The sequence below is a fragment of the Frigoribacterium sp. ACAM 257 genome (genome assembly GCF_007954365.1).
Lineage (GTDB): Bacteria > Actinomycetota > Actinomycetes > Actinomycetales > Microbacteriaceae > Frigoribacterium.
Genome location: NZ_VOLO01000001.1, coordinates 701,086 through 722,304, shown reverse-complemented (window position 1 = coordinate 722,304; position 21,219 = coordinate 701,086). Strand labels below are relative to the sequence as shown.

Below are 21,219 nucleotides of genomic sequence, written 5' to 3'. Positions count from 1 at the left end.
CGATCGTAGACCCGTGCGCTGGGCGCACGATGCCGGGGCCGAGGACGCTCAGCAGATCAGCGGATCAGCGAGATCGGGTTGACGATGTCGGCGTACGCGAGCAGCAGCCCCATGCCGCCCAGGACGATCACCACCGCGAAGGTGAGCGGGATGACCTTCGCCGTGTCGACGGGCCCGGGGTCGGGGCGGCGGAACAGCTTGGCGAATCCACGACGGATCGCCTCGATGAGCGCACCGGCCACGTGGCCGCCGTCCAGGGGCATCAGCGGCACGAGGTTGAAGACGAACAGGGCGACGTTGAGGCTGGCGAGCAGACTCACGAGGAACGCGGCCCGGTCGATGAACGGCACGGTGTCGAGGCTGACCACCTCGCCTGCCATCCGGCCGACGCCGACGACGCTCACGGGGCCGTTGGCGTCGCGCTCTCCCCCGCCGAACGCGGCCTGGGCGACGGCGACCATGCGCTGCGGCAGGTGCACGATGACGTTCGCGACGTGGCCGATGTTCGTGCCGACGGTCGGCAGCACGGCCGTGATCGGCTGCTGCACCGTCACCGTCGCGAAGCCGATGCCGACGAAGCCGACCTCCTGGGTGACCGGGGCGCCGTCGTCGCCGACGACGGGCACGCCAGCCGAGTCGAGCACCTGGCGGGCGGACAGCGCGGGTGTCACCTCGAGCGTCTGTTCGCTGCCGTCGCGCTCGACGACGACGCTGAGCGCCTCGTCGGGGGCGGCACGGAAAGCGCTCGTCACCTGGTCGCCGTCGGTCATCGCCACGCCGTCGATCGACACGATGCGGTCGCCGTTCTCCATCCCGGCCGCGAAGGCAGGCGCCGCCGTGGCGTCGGCCGGGCACTCGGTCTCGGTCGACCCGGCGGGCAGCACGCACTGGTTCACGAGGCCCACGGTGGTGCTCGACTGGGCCGTGCCGAAGCCGCACAGCAGGATCGTGAAGAGCACGATCGCGATGAGCAGGTTCATCGTCGGGCCGCCGAGCATGATGATGATCCGCTTGTAGACGGGCAGCCGGTAGAAGGTGCGGTGCTCGTCGCCCTGGTCGACTGTGTCGGCGCTCGCGGTGCGTGCGTCCTGCACCAGGGTCTGGAAGAAGCCCGTGCTCGCCGTGCGGCCCTTCTGGCCGTCGCGTGCCGGCGGGTACATGCCCGACATCGAGATGTAGCCGCCGAGCGGCAGCGCCTTGACGCCGTACTCGGTCTCGCCCCGGCGGCGGGAGAAGATCGTCGGCCCGAAGCCGATCATGTACTGCCCGACCTTGACGCCGAACTTCTTCGCCGGCACGAGGTGCCCGATCTCGTGCAGCGCGATCGAGACGGCGAGCCCGATGACGATCACGACGATGCCGAGCAGGTAGAGCAGGACGGTTTCCACCGGGCAAGGGTAGCCGTCCGAGACGGGGAACCGGCCCCGCGCCGGCCATGGCGACGCTGTGAGCGGTCGGTGCCCGCGCCTCCTCGACTCGGAGGGGTGCCCGGCCCCGGCGGGACGGACCGGCGTCGCTAGCGGGCGAGGAGCGCGTCGGCCGCCTCGCGGGCCCAGCGCTCGGCCTCGAGCACGCCCTCGAGGGTGCTCGGCCCGGCCGTGTGCCGGTCGACGACCTCGCGCACGGTGTCGAGGATGCCGAGGTAGCCGACCCTGCCGTCGTGGAACGCGTGCACCGCCTGCTCGTTGGCCGCGTTGAACACGGCCGGCCACGTGGCGCCCGCCCGGCCGACCTGCTTCGCGAGCAGCACCGAGGGGAAGGCCTCGTCGTCGAGCGGCTCGAAGGTCCAGGTGGAGGCGGTGGTCCAGTCGAGCGGCACGCCCACGCCCGGGACGCGGTCGGGCCAGGCCATCCCGAGCGAGATCGGCAGCCGCATGTCGGGCGGCGACGCCTGGGCGATCGTGGAGCCGTCGACGAACTCGACCATGGAGTGCACGATCGACTGCGGGTGCACCGTCACGTCGATGTGGTCGTAGTCGACGTCGAAGAGCAGGTGCGCCTCGATCACTTCGAGCCCCTTGTTGACGAGGGTCGACGAGTTGGTCGTGACGACCCGGCCCATGTCCCACGTGGGGTGCGCGAGGGCCTCGGCGGGGGTGACGTCGGCGAGGGAGGCGCGCGTCCGGCCGCGGAAGGGCCCGCCGGAGGCGGTGAGCACGAGACGACGGACCTCGCCGCGGTCGCCGGACCGGAGCGCCTGGGCGATGGCCGAGTGCTCGGAGTCGACGGGCACGATCTGGCCGGGACGAGCGCGCTGGCGCACGAGGTCGCCGCCGACGATCAGGCTCTCCTTGTTGGCCAAGGCCAGGGTGGCGCCCGAGTCGAGCACGGCGAGGGTCGGCGCAAGGCCGACGCTCCCGGTGATGCCGTTCACGACGACGTCGGCCTCGACGTCGCGGACGAGGGCGACCGACTCGTCGGTGCCGAGCGCGGTGTGCTCGACTCCGAAGCGGGCGGCCTGCTCGGCCAGCAGGGCGGCGTTCGAGCCGGCCGAAAGCCCGACGACGGTGAACAGGTCGGGATTGGCGGCGACCACGTCGAGCGCCTGCACGCCGATGGAGCCGGTGGAGCCGAGGAGGATGACGCGACGCATGCGGTCAGCCTAGGGGCGTGGCCGGCCCTCGGCCCGTGCTGAGCAGGTGCCGCTCAGGCCACGGCGAGGACGTCGATGACGAACACGAGCGTGTCGCCGCCCTCGATGCCTGCGCTCGGCTGTCCGCCGTCGCCGTAGCCCTCGGCGGGCGGGACGACGACGAGCACCTGCGAGCCGACGGTCTGGCCGATCATCGCCGCCGCGAAGCCCGGGACGACCTGCGCGGTCGAGAACGGGGTCGGGGTGCCCTTGCCCCAGCTCTCGTCGAAGACCTCCCCGTCGCGCCAGTTGACGCCCTGGTACTGGACGGTCACGTTGGCCGGGTCGGGGACGACCTCGCCGTCGCCCTTCTTGAGCACCTCGACCTGCAGCTCGGCCGGCGGGTCGGCGTCGGGGATCGTCACGGTCGGACGGCCGTCGTCGGCGAGCGCCACCTCGGGGAAGCCCGACTGCGCGGGCTGGTCGACGCCGGTCGCGCGCGTCGGCACGATCGAGAACGTGTCGACGACGATCACGGCCGCCGCGTTCGGCGGGGCGGTGCCCGTCTGGGCCGGCTGCATGTCGGCGGCGCTGGCCACCGTGACCGAGCGGGAGCCGGCCTGGTTGCAGAGCAGCGCGGCCTCGAGGCCGGGCACGTAGTAGTCGGCGCTGATCGTGAGCTGCTCGCCGCTGCCGCGCTCGTAGCCGGCGGAGCTCAGCTCGGCGCCGGTCGTCGCGTCGAAGACCGTCACGGCCACCTGGACGACGTCGCCGGACTTCGTCTCGGGCCCGGTGCCCTGCGAGACCACGGCCCGCTGGCTCGTCGCCGCGCCGAGGGGGCCGGACAGTGCGATGGTCGGCTTCTGCCCGACCTCGCCCGACACCTCGACCGAGTCGGCCTCGGCCCCGCCGCCGAGGCAGGCCGTCGCGGCCGCGCTCGCCCCGGGCGTGGTCGCCGACGGCTCGGGCGCCGCGTCGTCCGTGCAGCCGACCAGGGCCGCCGCGAGGAGCGGGACCCCGATCAGGCCGAGGAGGCGCGCGCGGCGACCGGCAGCCGTCACGGTCAGTTCGCGGCCAGGATGTCGATCACGAAGACGAGCGTGTCGTCGCCCGCGATGCCGGCCTGGGGGGCGCCGGCGTCGCCGTAGCCCTCGGCCGGCGGGATCACGACGAGGGTCTGCGAGCCGACCGTCTGGCCGACGATGCCCGCGGCGAAGCCGGGGATGACCTGGCCGGTGCCGAAGGTGGTCGGCTCGCCGCGCTTCCAGCTCTCGTCGAAGACCGTGCCGTCCCTCCAGAGCGACCCCTGGTACTGCACGGTGACCTGGGCGCCGTCCTCGACGACGGCGCCGTCGCCCTTGATCAGGGTCTCGACCTGCAGCTCGGTCGGCGCCTCCGTGCCGGGCAGCGTGACGGTCGGGCGGCCGTCGGAGTCGAGCTCGACGGTCGGGAAGCCGGCCTGCGCCTCCTGCGCCTCGCCGCTGGCGCGGGTGGGCACGTCGGAGGGGGCGCTCGACGACGAGGACGGCGCGGAGGTCGCGGTGTCGCCGGTGCTCGCCTCGGAGGCGCAGGAGGCGAGGCCCAGCACGAGGACGGGGACGGCGAGCAGGGAGAGGGAGCGGCGCATGGGAGTCTCTCGATCGAGGGGCGGGGACGGCTCGGGGCCGGGGCGGCGCACAGGGCACCGGTCCCGCCCATTCTGCCCCACCGCGTCGGAGGGGCTGCTGAACGGCCGTCTGCCTGCCACGGCGCGGCAGCAGGGATCAGGGATCAGGACGCCGTGGCCACCAGCGTGGTCGGCTCGTGGCCCACGGGGAACGCGACGGACGCCGCGATGAAGCACTTGCGGGCGGCCTCGGCGTGCAGGGTGCCCGCGAGCTCGACCATGGACGCGTCGGCGACGGTCACGACGGGCCGCAGCGTGGCCGACGTGAAGCGCCCTCCCCCGTCGGAGGTCTGCGTCATGGAGCCCTCGGCGGAGTCGCGGTAGGCGAGCACCACCACGCCCGCGGACGCGGCCACGTGCAGGTAGCTGAGGAGGTGGCACTCGGCCAGGGCAGCGAGCAGCAGCTCCTCCGGGTTCCAGCGATCGGCGTCGCCGTGGAACGTGCGGTCGGCCGACCCCTCGATCTCGTGCAGCTTGCCGGCGGCGGAGAGGGTGGCGTCACGGCCGTAGCTGCGGTACGACGCGGTGCCGACGCCCCGGTCGCCGGTCCAGGCCAGGTCGACTGCGTAGTGGTGGTCGAGCACGGGGTCCTCCTCGGGGCGTCGATACACTCCCCATCATGACCCACCTGAGCAGCTCTGCGGCCGGCACGCGCCGCCCCCTGACCGCCGACGGGAGCGTCGAGCTCGCCGTCCTCGTCCGCTCCGGTCTCGAGGAGAGCAGGCACCTCGGCGCCGGGGTGGTCGTCGGGCCCGACGGAGCCGTCCTGCGCTCGGTCGGCGACGTCGGAGCCTCGATCTACCCGCGGTCGTGCCTCAAGCCGCTGCAGGCGCTCACGGTGCTGCGCGCCGGCGTCGAGCTGCAGGGCCCGCAGGCGGTGCTGTCGACCGCGAGCCACGCGGGCACGTCCGCCCACCTCGAGGTCGTCGAGGCGATGCTCGCCCGCGGCGACCACCACGAGCACGACCTGCTCTGCCCCGCGGACTGGCCCGGCGACCGCCGCAGCGCCCGCCTGCTCGACGAGCCCCGACGCGCAGCCATGAACTGCTCGGGCAAGCACGCCGCGTTCCTCCTCGCCTGCGACGCGCAGGGCTGGGACACGGCGACCTACACCGCGATCGACCACCCGCTGCAGGCCGCCGTGCGCGAGACCGTCGCCGAGTTCACCAGCGAGGTCATCGACCACGCCGGCACCGACGGCTGCGGCGCGCCCGTGTTCGCCACGACCGTCACGGGACTCGCGCGGGCCGTCGCCCGGGTGGCCGGGTCAGCCGGCGACGTGCGCGACGACCGCGACCCCGACGCCGGGCACCTCGTCCGCTCGGTGCTCGCCGACGCGTGGGCGATCGACGGACCGGGACGGGACAACACAGTGACGATCGACGAGCTCGGCGTCTTCGCGAAGCTGGGGGCCGAGGGCGTCATGGTGATGGGCACCACGGGCGGTGTCGGCGTCGCGGTCAAGGTGCTGGACGGCAACGTCCGCGCCGGCACGCTCGTCGCCCTGCACCTCCTGGTCGAGCAGGGCGTCGTGGAGCAGGCCGCCGCCGACCGCGTGACCTCGGCCACGCTCGAGAAGGTGCTCGGCGGCGGGGTCCCGGTCGGCTCCCTCCGCCTCGGCGAGGGGCTCACCGGCACTCGGGCCTGAGCGGCTCCCGCCTCCTGTCCCCGAGACCGTCGAGCACCTCGGAACGACCCGGGACGTCCAGCGCACCGGAGGCACCGGGGGCGTCGAGCAGGGACGTCCACGCGGGCGTGACCGGCACCTCGCAGGCCGAGCCGTCACGGCGGACGACCGTCACGGCACCCAGGCTCGAGATCTCGAGGACGCAGGCGGCGAGGGAGGCCCCGCCTCCTGCGGTCGGGCCCAGCCTCGCCTCGGCGGGAGCAGCCCCGACCGACTGCCAGGTCACGACGCACTCGTCAGCGCCTCGGTGCCGGAGCTGGGCACGGTAGCCGCCCGCCAGCGAACGAGCGAGGATGCTCGGTCCCCTCACGTGCAGGCCCCCCGCCGTGTCGACGCAGAGCGGTCCGTCCGGCAGGTCGGCGACGCGCTCCCGGAGAGCCACGGCGCGCGCCGGGCCCACGACGGCCCCGCCCGTGTCGCCCAGGAGGACGATGCCGCTCTCGACCGTGCCGACGCCGAGCACGACGAGCGAGGGCCGGCCGACGACCGGCGAGGCCTCACCTCGACGCAGTCGGTCCGCGAGGTCGGCCGACGTCGGCCAGAGACGGAGCAGGGCCCGACGACGGGACTCGAGCCGGGCGAGGCAGACCGCCTCGGTCTCGTCGAGGGCCTTGTCCCAGCGGCCGTGCGCGACCCGGCTGGCCCGTCGCGAGGCGAGCAGTCCGAGGGCCTGGGCCGCCATGACCGACGCCCCCGAGGAGAGCGCCGCGACGAGGTCGAGGTCTGCCCGCGCAGCTCCTGCACCGCCGACCGCCACGCCGGCGACCACGGCGGCGGCCACGGCGAGGGCCCACGGCGACGGGCTGGTCGGCGGACCGGGCAACACGACGGAGGCGGAGGCGCTGCTGCGGAGGACGGGGTCGGACACGAGGCCAGCCCATCACGACGGACGCACCTCGTGGTGAGCTTCCCCAGCCCGACGTCCGGACCCTGCCTGTCGTGCCTCCTGGGGAGGGATCAGCTCACGATGAAGAACTGCTCGCCGATCTCGACCCTGGTGCCCCTCGCGACGCGCACGCGGGTGCCGGGCTCGACACGTCGCGCCGGCTGCTCGTGGGGTCGCACGACGGTGCCGTTGCCGGACCAGCGGTCGCTGACCCAGAGGGCACCGAGCTCCTGTCCGAACTCGAGATGGGTCTTCGAGACCGACTTGCCCGGGTCGGCGATGCGCACGAGATGGTCGAAGCGCTCGCCCGGCTGAGGCGACGGCGCACGCCCGAGCAGGCCTGCTCCGTCGACGGTGACGCTCTCGCCGGTGCTGAACTGGAGGAGGTACTCGGTGCCCACCGGCCCTCTCCGGACCAGACGGGTCTCGTCGACGTCGTCGTCCGTGACCAGACGGGAACGGCCGTCGCCGGCGAGGATTCCCGACAACGCCGACGCCGGCGAGGACGCCGGCATCGGCGGCAGCTCGGGAAGGGCGGTCGCGCTGCCATGGCCCGTCGCCTCCGTCCAGTGCCCCGGTACCGCCCCGCGTCGCACCGGAGGCTCGGCGGGCGGCTCGGCGGGCTGCTCGGCGGGCTGCTCGGCGGGCTGCTCGACCACGGGCCTGGCGAGCGGCTCGACCGCGTGCTCGGTGACCGGGTCCGCAGGTCGCTCGTCGACCGGCCGGGCCGCGGGGTCGCCCTCCTGCACGGCTGGACGGGACTCGGACGCCGACTCCGCAGCAGGGGCGCTCGGACGCCACTCCGGCGGGAGGGGCGTCACCGGTCCGGTGAACGACAGTGCCACCGACTGCACGACGGCGCCGCACTCGGGGCAGAAGATGTCGTCCTCGTCGAGCAGGGCACCGCAGTGGGTGCAGTGCTCGACGACCTTCTGCTGCCCGGGCTCGACCAGGGGCACGGGGTCGCCGACGGACACGGGGGCGACCGCTGGGGAGCTCCCGGGGACGGCCCGCGTCACCGGGACGACGGGGGCCGTGTCGCCGGCGACGCCGTCGGGGGCAGGCGCACGAAGAGGCACGGGCACGGCCGTGCCGACCGAGTTCGGCCGACCGGGAGCCTCTTCATCGGGTGCGGGTGCGGGTGCAGGTGCCAGTGCCGGTTCCGGTTCCGGTTCCGGCTGGGGGTCGGGGGCGACGCCGGGCTCGGGGTCGGGCTCCGACTCGCCGGCGGAGTCGCTGTCGGGCTCGACGGCGTCGTCGTCAGCCTGAGCCGGACGTGTCTCACCGGCGGGCAGGTCGGCGGGTGCGCCGACGACCTGGTCCGCCTCGTCGGCGACCGGCGCACGGGACGCGCCGGCCGTCTCGTCCTGCGGCGCCGCGGCGTCGGGCTCGGCCTCGGCCTCGGCCTCAGCCTCGGAGGGACGCGGGGCGAACGACGCGGTCCACAGGGGCGCCGACGTCGGACGGGGGCCGTTGTCGGCGTGCACCTCCGGGACCCTGAGCGGCACCGGAGCAGCCTCGGAGGCCGGAGGGGCCGCGGGGGCCGGGACCTCGGGAGCCGACGGGGCCGCGGGCGCCGGGACCTCGGCCGCCGGGGCCCCCGACTCCTGCTCCGTGCCGGTCGAGGACGAGTCGGACGTCTCGGACGAGAGACCGTCTTGGCGGGCGCGGGCCTCCGCCTCGCGATCGACCGTCAGGTCGTGCGACTCGGGCGTCTCGACCGGCCGGGCCGGGACGACCCAGGCGGGAGGCGCCTCCTCGGCTGGGTGGTCGACCGTGTTCGACTCGACCGGTCCCTGCTCTGCCGGTCGCTGCTCTGCAGGTCCCTGCTCTGCCGGACGCTGCTCGAGGAGGTCTTGCTCCACGCCGCGGTCACGGACCCACCAGGGCGCGTCGCCCGACGTGGAGGGCCGGGGCGGCTGGCGGAGCCGCCAGGCCGGCGGCTCTGCCTGTGACCCGGTGTCGGACGCCTTGCCGTCGTCGCCCCGAGCGGCCGCCGCGGCGACGTCGGCGCTCGTGACGGCCCTGCCGCAGACTCCGCAGAACATGGCGCCGACGGGCAACGGGCTGTCGCAGGTGGGGCAGTGCATCAGGACCTCTAACGCTCGGGACGTGTCCCGCCATGGTATCCACGGAGCGAGCGGAGCGAGACCGCGGCCTTGGCTCGCTGCCACCGCGTCAGGTCGGCGTCGAGCGACCGGCGCATCTCGGCCACGGCCGTCCACACGCGGTCGGCGTCCTCGATCGGCGGCGGCGTCGGGGCGAAGACGGCTCGGTCCGCGACGCGCGCCAGCACCGCCGGCCGGGCCCCTCCGACGGCCTGCGCGACCTCGCTCCGCGTTCCCGACCGGGGCGTCTCGATCCCGTGGTCGACGACGGCGTCCTCGAACTCGCGCCAGCCGCCCGTGATGCGCGACGCGGCGTCGGGAGCGCGACGTCGGGCACGACGCCTGCGCGCCTTGGCCGCCACCACTGCCAGGAACGGTGCGGCGACCACGCCGGCGACGAGTGCCGCCCAGCCGACCACCCGGACGACGACGAGCAGCACCGCGAGCCAGGCGGGCGACGTGTCGGGATCCTCCTGCTCGGACTGAGGAGGCGTCTGGTCGTCGCGCACCTGGGGCTCCTGGGGCGGCGGCTGCACGACCGACTCGGGGCGGGACACCTCGCTCGGGTCCTGCACGACGTCCTCGGGGATGGGACGCTCGGCCGGAACGGGGTCGAGGGCAACCCACCCCGCCTGGGCCGTGTCGACCTCGATCCACGCGGTGACGTCTCCCCCGCGGACGGGCACGGGGCCCGCCGCGTCGGCCAGGTCGTCCGCGTCAGGAACGAAGCCCATGACGACCCGTGAGGGGAACCCGAGCTCGTCGGCCATCAGGGCCGCGGCCGTCGCGTACTGCTCGGCGTCGCCCACCATGACCGGGTCGGTGAAGAGCTGCGCGATGCGCGCCGAGCCGTGGCCCGACAGGCTCACGGGCTCGTCGGCGCCCACGCCGTGGCTGATGTAGCCGTCCTGGGCGAGCACGGCGAGGACGGCCTGCAGCCGGGCGCCCGGTTCCTGCACGCCCTCCACCGCCTCCTGCACGGCATCGGTCAGCTCGTCGGGGACCGCACGCGGCGCGGGGACCCTGGCCGAGCCGGGCGTGAGGCCGTCGAGGGCGCCGGCGGCGGGCTGGTCGGGCAGCACGGCCTCGAGCCGGTAGCTGTCCCCCTCCGCGAGCCCGCCGACGACCGCGGCGGTCCCGCTCGTGTCGTTGTAGAAGAAGGCGTCTCGCCGGTCGGTGGCGGTCGCGCCGCCGAAGTCGATTGACTCGAACTTGCCGACGGTCGGCAACCAGACCCCGTCGTAGCCGTCGACGGTGACGGCGATCGTGGTCTGGCGACCAGCGACCCCCGACTGGTCGAACACGGACGGCACCCGGTCGAACGAGCCGGACTCGCTCGTGACCCTGTCGCTGCCCACCGTGTAGGCGACGCCGTCGTACGTGTCGAGCGTCGCGAGGCGCAGCAGCTGGCCGGCCGTGAGTCCCTCCACCTCGAAGAGGGTCTCGTCGACGGTCGGGTCCTGCTCGTAGACGCGGAAGCGCGTCAGCGGGCTGACCACGTCCCGGGGGTCGAAGGGCTGGACGACGACCGTCCGGGCGACGGTGCGCTCTGCGGCGGGCGGGAGCACGGTCGCGGCACCCGCCGCGGCGACGCCCGCGACGGCGAGGGTGACCGCGGTGCCCGCGACGGCCCTCCTGGCGACGGACCCGTGGCCGTGTGCCCGCGAGGCGCCCGTGCCTCGTCCCAGCGCCTCGACGGCGATTCGGCGGCGGCGCAGACGCCACCAGACGACCCACACCAGCGACACGACCAGCACGGTCAGCCCGGACAAGACCGGCAGGAACGCCTGCACCGGGCCGAGCACGATGCCCGCGACCCAGACGACGACCGGGCCGAGGGCGGCGAGCTCGGCCCGACGCGACCGGATGGCCGTCGTCAGACCGACGACGGACGCCAGCAGCAGGAGCACGAAGACCGGCACGAGCAGGGACTCGTAGCTGCCGACCGGGAGGGTGATCGTGACGAGCTGCTTCCAGGCCAGCGCCGTACCGGTGACGAGCTGGCCGAGGCCGCCGAGCGTCGGCACCACGCCCCACAGGGCCTGCGACGGGACGGCGAGCGGCACGCCGAGCAGCAGGTACGCCACGACGGTGAGCAGCAGCACCCAGAAGCTGGAGAGCCGCAGCACGGCCCCGGCGACGGCGACGACGCTGCCGGCCGCGACCGTGACCAGGGCGAGGACGACGAACTCGGCGCTCTGGTAGACGGGCCAGAAGACCGCCGCGGCCGCGAGCAGGGCGAGGACGTGCAGCCCGGTCGCCAGCAGGACGAAGGAGGCGCGCAGCCGAGGGCGGCGGACCCGCGTCCGCAGGTCGCCGGGCCGGGCCGGGGCGGCAGCCGGTGCGTGGCTCATGTGGCGGCCGCCCGGGCCAGCGACTTCTGCAGGTCCTCGAGGTAGCCGATGGTGAGGACGGTCAGGTCGCTGATGCGCGTCATCCCGGGCACGGCCTCGGGGTCGCAGACGATGGCGACGGCCTCGACTCCGACCGGGAAGTGCAGTCCGGCGGAGCGCAGCTGCGTGAGGGTGGCGGTGCTGCCCACCACGAGGAACGCCACGGAGACGCCGGCGACGCGGTCGCCGGCCACCCGCGCGAGGTCGACGATGCCGAGGGCCGACTCCGCGTGCTCGACGACCGCGAGGTCGTCGAGCAGGCGCGTGCGAGTCAGGGTGCTGAGCGACCGGATCTCCAGGGTCTTCCGCTTGGCGAACTCGGGCGTGCGCTCGCTGACGACGACGCTCACCTCGCGGGCGTCGCGCACCGCACGCGCCCCGAGCGACCCCGCGACGCTCACGGCCAGCTCGAACTCGTCGTCGGAGGCGAAGTCGGCGCTCGCGAGGCTGAGCGCGATGACGATGTGGCTCCGTCTGCTCTCCTCGAACTGCCGCACCATGTAGGTGCCGGTCTTCGCCGTCGACTTCCAGTGGATGTTCCGCCGCTCGTCGCCCGGCTGGTACTCGCGGAGCGCGTGGAACGAGATGTCGCTCGGCGAGAGGTCGCGGGTCGGGTTGCCCTCGAGGTCGCGGATGAGGCCCGTGCTCGTGCTCGGGATGCCGATCGTTCGGGGATGGACGAACATCTCGGTGACGCCCGTCCACTCGAGCTCGCGCCGGACCAGGCCGACGGCGTCGCCCCGAACGGTGCGGACGGGACCCACCCGGACGACGCCCCGCCGATGGGTGGGAACCGAGAACGGCTCCGTGACGCTGTCGCCCGCGCGGAGACCGGGCAGGCTGATCTCCGCCAGCCCCGCGCCGACGGGGATCTCGACGGAGACGCCCAGGATGCGCCGGCGGGTCGGGTTCTCGACCACGACGCTGCCCGAGGCCGGCTCCCCGACGGTGACTCGCTCGTGAGGGATCTCGAGGGCCACCCGGAACGCGTTGCGGCCGATGAGGCTCAGCCCGGCCACGACGAGGACGACGAGCGCGGCCCAGGCGACCACGACGAGCTCGAGCCAGCCGAGCAGGTAGCCGACGACGAAGCCGACGGGCACCACGACGAGCACTGCCCAGCCCACGGGGGTGACGACGCCCGACACTGCCCTGAACGCCCGACCCAGCCACGTCCTGGCAGAGCGGAGGAGGCGCACGCCGAGGACGAGCGCGTCCGCCACGGGACCGGAACGGTCGCCCACGATCCGCGTGCGCGCGTTGGTGAGGCCCTGGGTCCCCGTCGCGAAGCCGCTGTCGAAGCCCGCTCGGGACTGCGTGCGGCCGCCGCGCGTCTGCGTCCGGCCCCGGGAGGAGTCCCGGTCTCGACGGGCGCGGCTGTCGGTGCTGCCTGGTCCGGCGTCGCTCACACGGCGATCCGCTCGGAGGGCGGCGGAGTCTCGATCAGCAGCTGGCTCACGATGCTCGACGGGGTGACGCCGTCGAACTCCGCCTCGGGGTCGAGCACCAGGCGATGGGCCAGCACGGGCTCGGCGAGGGCCTTGACGTCGTCCGGCACGACGTAGTGGCGCCCGTGGGAGGCGGCGTAGGTCTTGGCCGTGCGGACGAGCGCCAGGGCGCCTCGCACGCTCACGCCGAGCCGCACCTCCTCCGCGGTCCGGGTCGCCTCGACGAGCCGTGCGACGTAGTCGCTGATGGTCGACTCGACGTGCACCGTGCGGGCGAGCTGCGCCATCTCGGTGACGACGCCGGCCTGGACGATGGGGCTGAGGCTGCCCTCGTGCACGCGCGTCGCGGAGCCCTCGAGGATGCGGACGGTCGCCGCGTGGTCGGGGTACCCGATCGACGTCTTCATGACGAACCGGTCGAGCTGGGCCTCGGGCAGACGGTACGTGCCGGCCTGCTCGACGGGGTTCTGGGTGGCGATCACCATGAAGGGGCTGCCGACGTCGTGGCTGACGCCGTCGACCGTCACGCGGTTCTCCTCCATGACCTCGAGCAGGGCCGACTGGGTCTTGGGGCTGGCCCGGTTGATCTCGTCGGCCAGGACGATGTTCGAGAAGATCGGACCGCGGTGGAACTCGAACTCCCCCGCCTTCTGGTCGTAGATGCTCACGCCGGTGATGTCGCCGGGCAGCAGGTCGGGCGTGAACTGGACGCGGTTGCTCGTGCCCTGCACGCTCTGCGCGATGGCGCGGGCGAGCGAGGTCTTGCCCGTGCCGGGGAAGTCCTCGAGCAGGAGGTGCCCCTCGCTGAGCAGCGCCGTGAACGACAGGCGCACGACGAACGTCTTGCCCAGCAGCACCTGGTCGACGTTCGCGACGAGGCGCCCGAAGATCTCGGAGAACCAGGTCGCCTGCTCGGGGGTCATGCTCATGCGGTGTTCGTCTCTCTCGTGGTGGTGGGTGTCTTCAGTTCCACTTCTGGACCGACGATGCTTGTTCTCAAAATCAAAGCGGCGGAGCAGGCGAACAGGCAGTCAAGGTGAACTCGGCTGCTTCGAACCCCAGCACCGTGGCCTTGATTCGCGCGGCCCGTGCATCGTCCGGAACGACGAACTGGTCATCCGCGGCCGAAGCCCACGCGTAACGGTTCGGGTCAAGAATGCTGGGTGCGGGCCTCTCATACTCAACCTTGTAGCTAACGTCGGTGTCTTTGACACCTGCGTTGGCTGGAGGTACGTAGTCAAGCCTGCTCTGCGCATCCGATGATGAAACGACGCATGAACGGATCTTCGCCTCGAGCTGGAGCGGCCTATCGCTCCTGACCGTGGTCACCTGGTCCGAACAACTTGCAGCTCGACAAGCCCGGAATGAAACGTCAACGGGTGAGCCATATTGCGTGCCGAATCTGACACCGGTAATGAATGTTCCCTCTGACACTGGCACCCAGTCACCGTCTGAGAGCCGCTGGTAGCTGACACCGGAAGCCCCCGTCGACTCCCTTAGCCGTTCCACTTGAACATCAACTTGATTGCCCTGCTGACTCATCGTCAGGGCCGCATCTACCGTTCCAGGGGCGGCCCCGATCGAGGAAGTTGCGCTTGCGGAACACAGGCCGGACCGATTACTTGCATTGACCACGTACACGTAGTTACCACCGCGCGCGGCCGTCGTGTCCGTGATCGAAAGCACCCCCTCCGCCGGCGTGAAAGGCGTTCCTGAACGTCCACACTGGGCTGTCGAAGGGGTCCCGTCGTAACGGAAGACCTGGTAGGAGATCGACCCATCGCCCGCCAGATCTTGCGGTTTGGTCCAGGAGACTTGAATGCTGCCGTTGGACTGAGCAGCGGCGCTCGGCCCCGTCCCGCTGGGATAGCCGAAGGCTGTTTCCGTACGCCCAGCGCTTCGAGCCCAATCGGCTTCGCTGCTGACCTGAGCCCGGTTTCGGGCGTAGACGGTCACCGAATAGACGGAACCAGCGCTCAGACCGGTCAATGTGGTACTCAAGCCCGAAACTGTCTGCGCAACTGAGCCGTTAACCTCAACAACGTATCCACCCGCAGAGAGAACGGACGTTCCACGAGCGGGTTTGGGAACCGGCTCCCACGAGACGTCGAGCGCCCCAGGCGTCGTCGACGACGGCCTCACGGTGACGCCGGTCGGCGGGGCCGGGACGAAGTCGGCGCTGTACGAGGGGCTGGCCGCGCTGGGAGCCGAGTCGCCGAGGGCGTTCGTGGCGACGACCGTGAACCGGAACGTCTGTTCGGGGTCCAGGTCGGTCAGCGTGCAGACCGTCGAGAGCCCGCAGTCCTTCGAGTACGAGCCACCAGCGCTGCCGGTGCCCGTCAGGCGGAAACGCGTCAGGGGCGAGTTGTTCGCCTGCGGCGCCGCGTAGCTCAGGGTCAGCTGGCCGCCCGTGAACGTGCCGGTGCGCACCGGGGCCGCCGGGGCGTCGGGGACGTCCTGCACAGAGATCGTGACGTTGCCCCAGACGTAGCGGTCGGGATCGTCCGTGACGTCGGCCACGCGGTACTGGAGGTTCGTGTCGCCGGGCTGCGCGGACTGCCCGACGGAGACGGCGAGGGTGCGGTTGTCCGCGCTGGGCGTGACGCTCACGCCCGCCGGCAGCCCGCCTCCCCCGAGCCCTCGGATGTCGACTACCCGGAGGGGCTGGCCGGGGAACGGGTTCGTGGCCTGGTCGTTCGCGAGGACATCGATCGTGGCGGAGGTGCCGCGACGCACCGCCTGCGTGTCGGCCGCGGGCTGGGCCAGCGGCCTGGTCGACCCGACGACGGCCAGTCGGATCGAGCCTGGCTGACCCGTCGTCACGGCGTCGGCCACGGTCACGGGGAGCGCCCGCGTGGTGCCCTTGGGCGTTCCCGCGTCGGCGGTGATCGTGATCTCGCGGCCGGACAGGTCGACGGCGAAGCCGGGCACGGACTGGGCGTCCGCGGTCCAGCGGAGCTCTGCCACGTCGTCGGGATACGGGTAGGACGTGAGCCGCTGCAGGTCGAGGGTCCGCGACTGCCCCGGCTCGAGATCGACGGAGGTGCCGGTGAAGGTCGGCGGCTGGTTCTCGCGCGGGGTGACCGTGATGGGCAGGACCAGGGTCGCCGTGCGGCCCGCCGGGTCGTCGGCGGACGAGCCGTCCGTCACCTCGAACGAGACCGAGGCCGTCCCGAAGTAGAGGTCCTCCGACGTGAACGCGAGCGTGGTCGGGCCCACGACCAGGTCGGCCCCGTCGGCGTGGGTGGCCCTGACGGAGTCCTCCCCGGTCAGTCGGACGGTCTTGCCGCCGGCCGCGATGACGTACCGGGTGAGGTCGATCGTGAGGCGGTCGCCGCTCACCACCGTGAGGGGACGTGCGGTCTTGTCCAGCTGCGGGAGCGCGTCGTCGAAGCCCGGGACCCGGATGAAGGCGTAGGTGCGCACGGCGGGGTCGTCAGGGTGCGACACCGAGAACGGGATGATCTGGCTCGAGTCGGTGATCGTCACCCTCACGCGGCGGTCGGGCGTCACCTGGCTGGTGCCGCCGTAGCCCGGCGTGAGGTCGAGGCCCAGCGACGACGCCGGGCCGTCCGCGAAGAAGGCGTTCGTGAGGACGTTGACGTCGACGGACTGTCGTCCCGCGATGTCGCTGAGGTCGAGGACGGTGTCGTCCACGACGGGACGGTTCAGCGGAGCGTCGGCGTCGACGTCGACCGTGACGAAGCTCGAGCTCGAGCCGCCCTGGTCGTTCTCGACCGTGTAGACGAGGCCGTACTGCCCCTCGGCAGCCGGGGGGCGGACCGCGACGAGGGCGCCGTCGACGACCTCGGCGGACGTGTCGACGTCGTTGGCCTCGACACCGGTGACCGTGAGGGCGCCGCCGTCGGGGTCAGAGTCGTTGTCGAGCACCCGGACGGTGATCGTGCCGCCCGGCCGCATGGTCACGTCGTCGGCCACGGCGATCGGGTTGCGGGATCCGTCGGCCCGCGCCGAGATGCCGATCCGGACCTTGCCGCTGGCCCGGGCCCCCAGCCCGTCGACCACCGTGTAGGTGAAGGTGTCGGTGCCCGCGCTCGTCCCGTTCGCCTCGTACTGGATCGAGTCGGTGCCGACGCTCGTCACGCTGCCGTTCTCCGGGTTCGTGCCGACGCCGAGCAGCGAGACGCTGTCGCCGTCCGGGTCGACCCCGTCGAGGGGAACGGTGACGCGGACGGACTCGCCCGCCACGACCCGGGCCGTCACCGTCTGCGGGACGGGCGGGTTGTTGGTCGCGACGTCGGCCTCGCGCACCGCGATCGTGACCTGCGCGGTGTCGCGCTGGCCGTCTCGGCCCTCCACCGCGTAGACGGCAGTGACGTTGCCCGGCGTCGTCGGTGCGAGGTACCGGAGGATCGAGCCGGACGCGAAGAGCAGTCCGCCGTCCGCCGGGACGTCCTGGACGAGGTCCGGCACGAGGGTGATCTCGTCTCCGTCGGGCTGTTCGTCGTTGGCCAGCACGTCGATGTCGATCGCGTCCCCGACGCGGACCGTCACCTGGTCGTCGGTCGCGACCGGCGGCTGCGTCTGCGAGCGGCGCGGCGTCTCGATGACCGTGACCGTACCCTCGGCCGAGGCCAGGCCGTTCGTGACCGTGTAGGTGAAGGTGACCGGGCCCTGGTCGAGAGGAGCAGCGAGGGTGAGGCGCAGGTACCGCTGGTCGAGCGTCTCGACGCGGACTCCGGACGACAGCGGGACCTCCGAGGTCGACGTGACCATCAGCACGTTCCCGGCGGGATCGTGGTCCGTCGCCACGACGTCGAGGGTCTGACTGCTGAGGGTCTCGACGAACACCGTCTTGGGCGTCGTGATCGGGGGGCTCGACGGGTCGGGCGGCGATTGGACGTCGACCCGGATCGTGCCCGTGGCGGTCTGGTCGCCGTCGGTCACGGAGTACTCGAGGTTGTGGGTCCTGACCTCGTCGCTGACGAACCGGAACGTGCCCGACTCGTAGCTCGGGGTGACGATCGAGCCGTTCTTCGCCGGGACGCTGTTCAGCCGGATCGAGCCGGATCCTCCGCTCGCGTAGGGAAGGGGCCGCACCGTGAGCTGCTGACCCGCGTAGGCCTGCACGGAGAACGAGTCGGCGGTGAGCGGCGACGACCCCGCGACCCGGATCGTCATGCTGCCGCGCCCCTCGGCCTGGCCGTCCGAGACGACGAGGCCCACGTCGAGCGTGGTCGCGCCCGAGCCGGCGTCCTGGTAGACGACGTCGCCCGACGGCTTGTACGAGACGCCCTCGTCGCCGACGGCGCTCGTCAGGTAGAAGGCGTCCCCGTCGGGGTCGACCCAGTCGCCGAGCACGGACGTCGTCACGCGCCCCGACGACGACACGTCGGCGGAGGTCCGCCGCACCTGTGCCGGCGGGCTGTTCTCCCCGGCCTCACGCACGGTGATCGTCACCGTCGACGTCGCCGTTCCGCCGCGCCCGTCGCTGATCGTGTAGTCGAACGTGAACGCACCGGCTGCCTCGTCCGTGAGCGTGAGCAGCACCTGCTGACGGTCGTTGACGACGTCGAGACGGCCCGTGGCCGGGTCGAGGTCGGACACCTGGTCGACGACCAGGGGGTCGCCGTTCGGGTCGTAGTCGTTCAGCAGGACGGAGAGGGTGCTCGCCCTGCCGGGGCGCGCGCCGAGGTCGTCGTCGACCGCCACCGGGGGCTTCTGGTCTGGGTCCAGCTCGGGCGGCTCGTCGGTGCTGTCGGTCTCTTCTTCTTGCTGCTCGTCGTCTCGGTCGAGCAGCTCGTCCCAGTTGTCGATCAGCTGACCACGGCTCTGCACCGCCCAGCTGCCGCCTCCGACGGGGTCGCTGAGCACGGTGCGCCGCCCGTTCACGTCGAACACGAGGGGGGCCGCCCCCGGGACCCCGTCGAGCTGCAGGACCCCGCCGCGGGAACGGGAACAGTCGCTCCAGGCGGTGCCGCCTGACCACGCCGCCCACGTGCACGAGCCCACGACGACCGGCCGGGCCGGCAGCCCGGTCTGGCCGGTCACGACCTCGCTCGGCTCGCCCCCGCCGAACGGGACGCGCAGGAGCGCCTCGCTCGTCGCCACGAGGACGCCGTCGCCGTCGTCGGACGCCTGCTGCAGGGCCAGGCCGCCCGCGGCGGAGCCCGAGAGGTCGACCTCCTCGCCGTCGACGACGAGGTGCCCCGCGTCGACGTCGAGCACGGCCCAGTGCGTGCCGACACTCGTGACCTGGTGCTCCCCCGGCCCTGCGAGGGCCGTCGATCGGGTCGAGTCGACGTCGAAGGCGTCGCCCGAGGCGACTCGCGACACGTCGCCGCTGGCAGCCGAGAAGACGGTGATCGTGCCGTCGGGGGCGACGCTCGTCACGGCGTCCTCGCCGAGGCTGAGATCGGCGTCGTCCTCTGAGCTGAACGACGCGAGGTCCGACACGGGCAGGCTCCACAGCTCGCCCGTGCCGCCCGACACGACCACGGCGCGGTCGCCGGTCAGGAGGACGTCGGGCGACTCGGGCGGCAACGGCGCGCTGTCGCCGACCGTGGACGTCGCCGGGTCGACGATGCCGACCGTCGCGCTGCTGCGGTCGACCATGAGGACGGCGTCCGGCGACTGGGTGACGGAGAGGTCGCCTCCGGTGCTGCGGACGGCCGCGTTCAGCTCGGCGACGTCGGTGTTGGCCCGGCCGACAGCCGTCCGGGACCCGTTGGCGACCCACACCGTGCCGTCGTCCAGGTCGAGGCGCTGCGCCTCGTACCCCGTGCTGACCACGGCCACGGTGACGACGAGCGCCGTGATCACGACCGCGCTCACCCCGGTCGCCACGGCCGACCGGCGAGCCCGGGCCCAGGCGCCGAGGCGCGTCACTCGCCGCCCCCGACCACGGCGCACCGTTCGCCGCTCGGCTCGCCGCTCTGGCCCGCGCGGTTGACGCTCACCGTGATGCAGAGCTGCTCGCCCGTCTCGGAGGCGCCGGCCACGAAACGGTTGGACGTCTGTTGGCTCGTGTCCGAGCCCGTCGAGATGATGTAGGCGTCACCCGAGCGGAGCCCGGGGTCGCTCCACGTGAAGACGACCGACGACCCCTCGGACGTGGCCGAGATCTCGGACACGCGCGGGATCTCGGTCGACGTCGCCCGCACGAGGACGAGGGTGGCCGTGGCACCCAGGCCGATCGCGACGACGGCCGCGGCGATCAGCGACCACACCAGCACGAGGGCACGACGACTGCGCGGCGCGGGCCGCGTGCCGGTGCTGCGCAGGACGGCCCGGCTGCGGCCGAGACCGGAGCCGTGGACGGCCGCCGCCTGCGCCTCCGTCACTCGACGACGCCGGCGGCGACGTCGAGTCGACTGCACGGGGGCTGCGCCGCGGAGCCGCGTCCTGTCCTCGAGATCGGCCACGGTCGCGAGGGCCCAGTCGTCGACGGCGACCTCGATGGGCGTCTGGCCGACGCCGAGCTCCGACTCGACCTGCTGGAGCTCGCGGAGCAGTTCGAGCACGCTCGCCTGCCGGTGTTCCGGCCGCCTCGACATCGCCCGCGCGAGGATGCGCTCGAGGCTCGCGGGGACGTCGGTGCGGCCGGTCGGCGCGAGCTTCGCCTTGTCGATCCGACCGATCAGGTCGGACGCGCCGTTCTTGTCGCTGCCGAGGATCTCGAAGGGGCTGCGGCCGGCGAGGAGCGAGTACACGGTCGCACCCAGGGACCAGACCTCCGACTCGATCGTCCCGTTCGTCTCGTCGAGGAGCACCTCGGGGGCCGACCACGGGATCGACATCCCGACGGTCTCCTGCGGCTCGCTCTCGCTCAGCGAGGCGGCGATCCCGAAGTCGGACAGGACGGGGTGGCCGTAGGCCGTCATGAGGATGTTCGAGGGCTTGACGTCGCGGTGCAGCACGCCCTGCCGATGAGCCGTCTCGACGGCGCTGCCGATCTTGACGCCGATCCGCAGCACGTCCGCGACCGGGATGCGGTCTCGACGGTAGCGCTCGCTCAGGGACGACGAACAGAGCTCCATGACGAGGTAGGGGCGCCCGTCGGCGGAGACGCTCGCCTGGTAGACCGTGAGGATCGAGGGGTGCGCGCTCAGCTGGGCCATGAGGTTGGCCTCGGCCTGGAACATCTGGCGGACCTGGTCGTTGACCACCTCGGTCAGCATGACCTTGACGGCGACCTGGCGCCTCGGCATGTTCTGCTCGTAGAGGAACACGTCGGCGAACCCGCCCGAGCCGAGCACGTGGACGTGCGAGAAGCCGGGCAGCACCGGCGGCGGAGACGGCAGTCGTCGTGCCACGTCACCCTCCTCGGCTGTCTCCGGCATGCGCCCGCGCAGGGCGCGCCGACACGCTGTCGGCCCTGGCCATTGTAGGTCGGGCCCTCGGGGACCGTGCCCCGTCCGGCTCGGACGGGGGACGCCCCGCCCGCCCCCACTTCGGGGGAGGGAGGACGCGCCGACGCCTGTGCGCAGCGGCCCCGG

Annotated in this window: 13 protein-coding genes; 1 reads left to right on the top strand and 12 read right to left on the bottom strand. The window is 72.9% G+C overall.

All coding sequences use genetic code 11. The features are described from left to right. Positions 1–56: 56 nt before the first annotated feature. The 5 genes from ES689_RS03335 to ES689_RS03315 form a co-directional block, all read right to left on the bottom strand. Positions 57–1,388, bottom strand: a complete 1,332-nt coding sequence (locus ES689_RS03335) for an RIP metalloprotease (protein WP_146900149.1) — start codon at positions 1,386–1,388, stop codon at positions 57–59. Positions 1,389–1,516: 128 nt separating this feature from the next. Next, complete coding sequence (dxr, locus tag ES689_RS03330; protein ID WP_146900146.1) at positions 1,517–2,593, bottom strand: 1-deoxy-D-xylulose-5-phosphate reductoisomerase; 1,077 nt, start codon at positions 2,591–2,593, stop codon at positions 1,517–1,519. Between the two features lie 53 nt (positions 2,594–2,646). Beyond that, a complete protein-coding gene (locus ES689_RS03325; RefSeq protein ID WP_146900144.1) occupies positions 2,647–3,633 on the bottom strand; it encodes an FKBP-type peptidyl-prolyl cis-trans isomerase in 987 nt (328 codons plus the stop codon). 2 nt (positions 3,634–3,635) lie between these two features. Next, on the bottom strand, positions 3,636–4,199 hold the full coding sequence (locus ES689_RS03320) for an FKBP-type peptidyl-prolyl cis-trans isomerase (protein ID WP_146900141.1): 564 nt from the start codon (positions 4,197–4,199) through the stop codon (positions 3,636–3,638). 143 nt (positions 4,200–4,342) lie between these two features. After that, positions 4,343–4,822 carry an OsmC family protein gene (locus ES689_RS03315; RefSeq protein ID WP_146900138.1) on the bottom strand — a complete coding sequence of 160 codons (480 nt, stop codon included), beginning with the start codon at positions 4,820–4,822 and terminating at the stop codon, positions 4,343–4,345. Positions 4,823–4,857: 35 nt separating this feature from the next. Between ES689_RS03315 and ES689_RS03310 the strand changes: the two genes are divergently transcribed. Continuing rightward, positions 4,858–5,886 carry an asparaginase gene (locus tag ES689_RS03310; protein WP_146900135.1) on the top strand — a complete coding sequence of 343 codons (1,029 nt, stop codon included), beginning with the start codon at positions 4,858–4,860 and terminating at the stop codon, positions 5,884–5,886. Here the strand turns inward: ES689_RS03310 and ES689_RS03305 are convergent. The 7 genes from ES689_RS03305 to ES689_RS03275 all read right to left on the bottom strand — a co-directional run bounded on the left by ES689_RS03305 (position 5,867) and on the right by ES689_RS03275 (position 21,036). Next, positions 5,867–6,793 (bottom strand): hypothetical protein, encoded by a 927-nt coding sequence (locus ES689_RS03305; RefSeq protein WP_146900133.1) that lies wholly within the window; start codon positions 6,791–6,793, stop codon positions 5,867–5,869. The two genes, ES689_RS03310 and ES689_RS03305, sit on opposite strands and share 20 nt — an antisense overlap. An 89-nt stretch (positions 6,794–6,882) precedes the next feature. After that, on the bottom strand, positions 6,883–8,901 hold the full coding sequence (locus ES689_RS03300; RefSeq protein ID WP_146900130.1) for a zinc-ribbon domain-containing protein: 2,019 nt from the start codon (positions 8,899–8,901) through the stop codon (positions 6,883–6,885). Positions 8,902–8,909: 8 nt separating this feature from the next. Then, the gene (locus ES689_RS03295) at positions 8,910–11,273 is read right to left on the bottom strand and encodes a transglutaminase-like domain-containing protein (RefSeq protein WP_146900127.1); all 2,364 of its coding nucleotides are present in this window, start codon (positions 11,271–11,273) and stop codon (positions 8,910–8,912) included. Next, positions 11,270–12,721: a DUF58 domain-containing protein gene (locus ES689_RS03290; protein ID WP_146900125.1), complete on the bottom strand. Its 1,452-nt coding sequence runs from the start codon at positions 12,719–12,721 to the stop codon at positions 11,270–11,272. Before ES689_RS03290 ends, ES689_RS03295 begins: the two co-directional genes overlap by 4 nt. After that, positions 12,718–13,689: a MoxR family ATPase gene (locus ES689_RS03285; protein WP_146900122.1), complete on the bottom strand. Its 972-nt coding sequence runs from the start codon at positions 13,687–13,689 to the stop codon at positions 12,718–12,720. The genes ES689_RS03290 and ES689_RS03285 overlap by 4 nt, the downstream gene beginning before the upstream one ends. A gap of 73 nt (positions 13,690–13,762) precedes the next feature. Further along, positions 13,763–19,609 (bottom strand): Ig-like domain-containing protein, encoded by a 5,847-nt coding sequence (locus tag ES689_RS03280; protein ID WP_146900119.1) that lies wholly within the window; start codon positions 19,607–19,609, stop codon positions 13,763–13,765. Next, complete coding sequence (locus ES689_RS03275) at positions 19,606–21,036, bottom strand: serine/threonine-protein kinase (protein WP_223269356.1); 1,431 nt, start codon at positions 21,034–21,036, stop codon at positions 19,606–19,608. The genes ES689_RS03280 and ES689_RS03275 overlap by 4 nt, the downstream gene beginning before the upstream one ends. Positions 21,037–21,219: the final 183 nt, after the last annotated feature.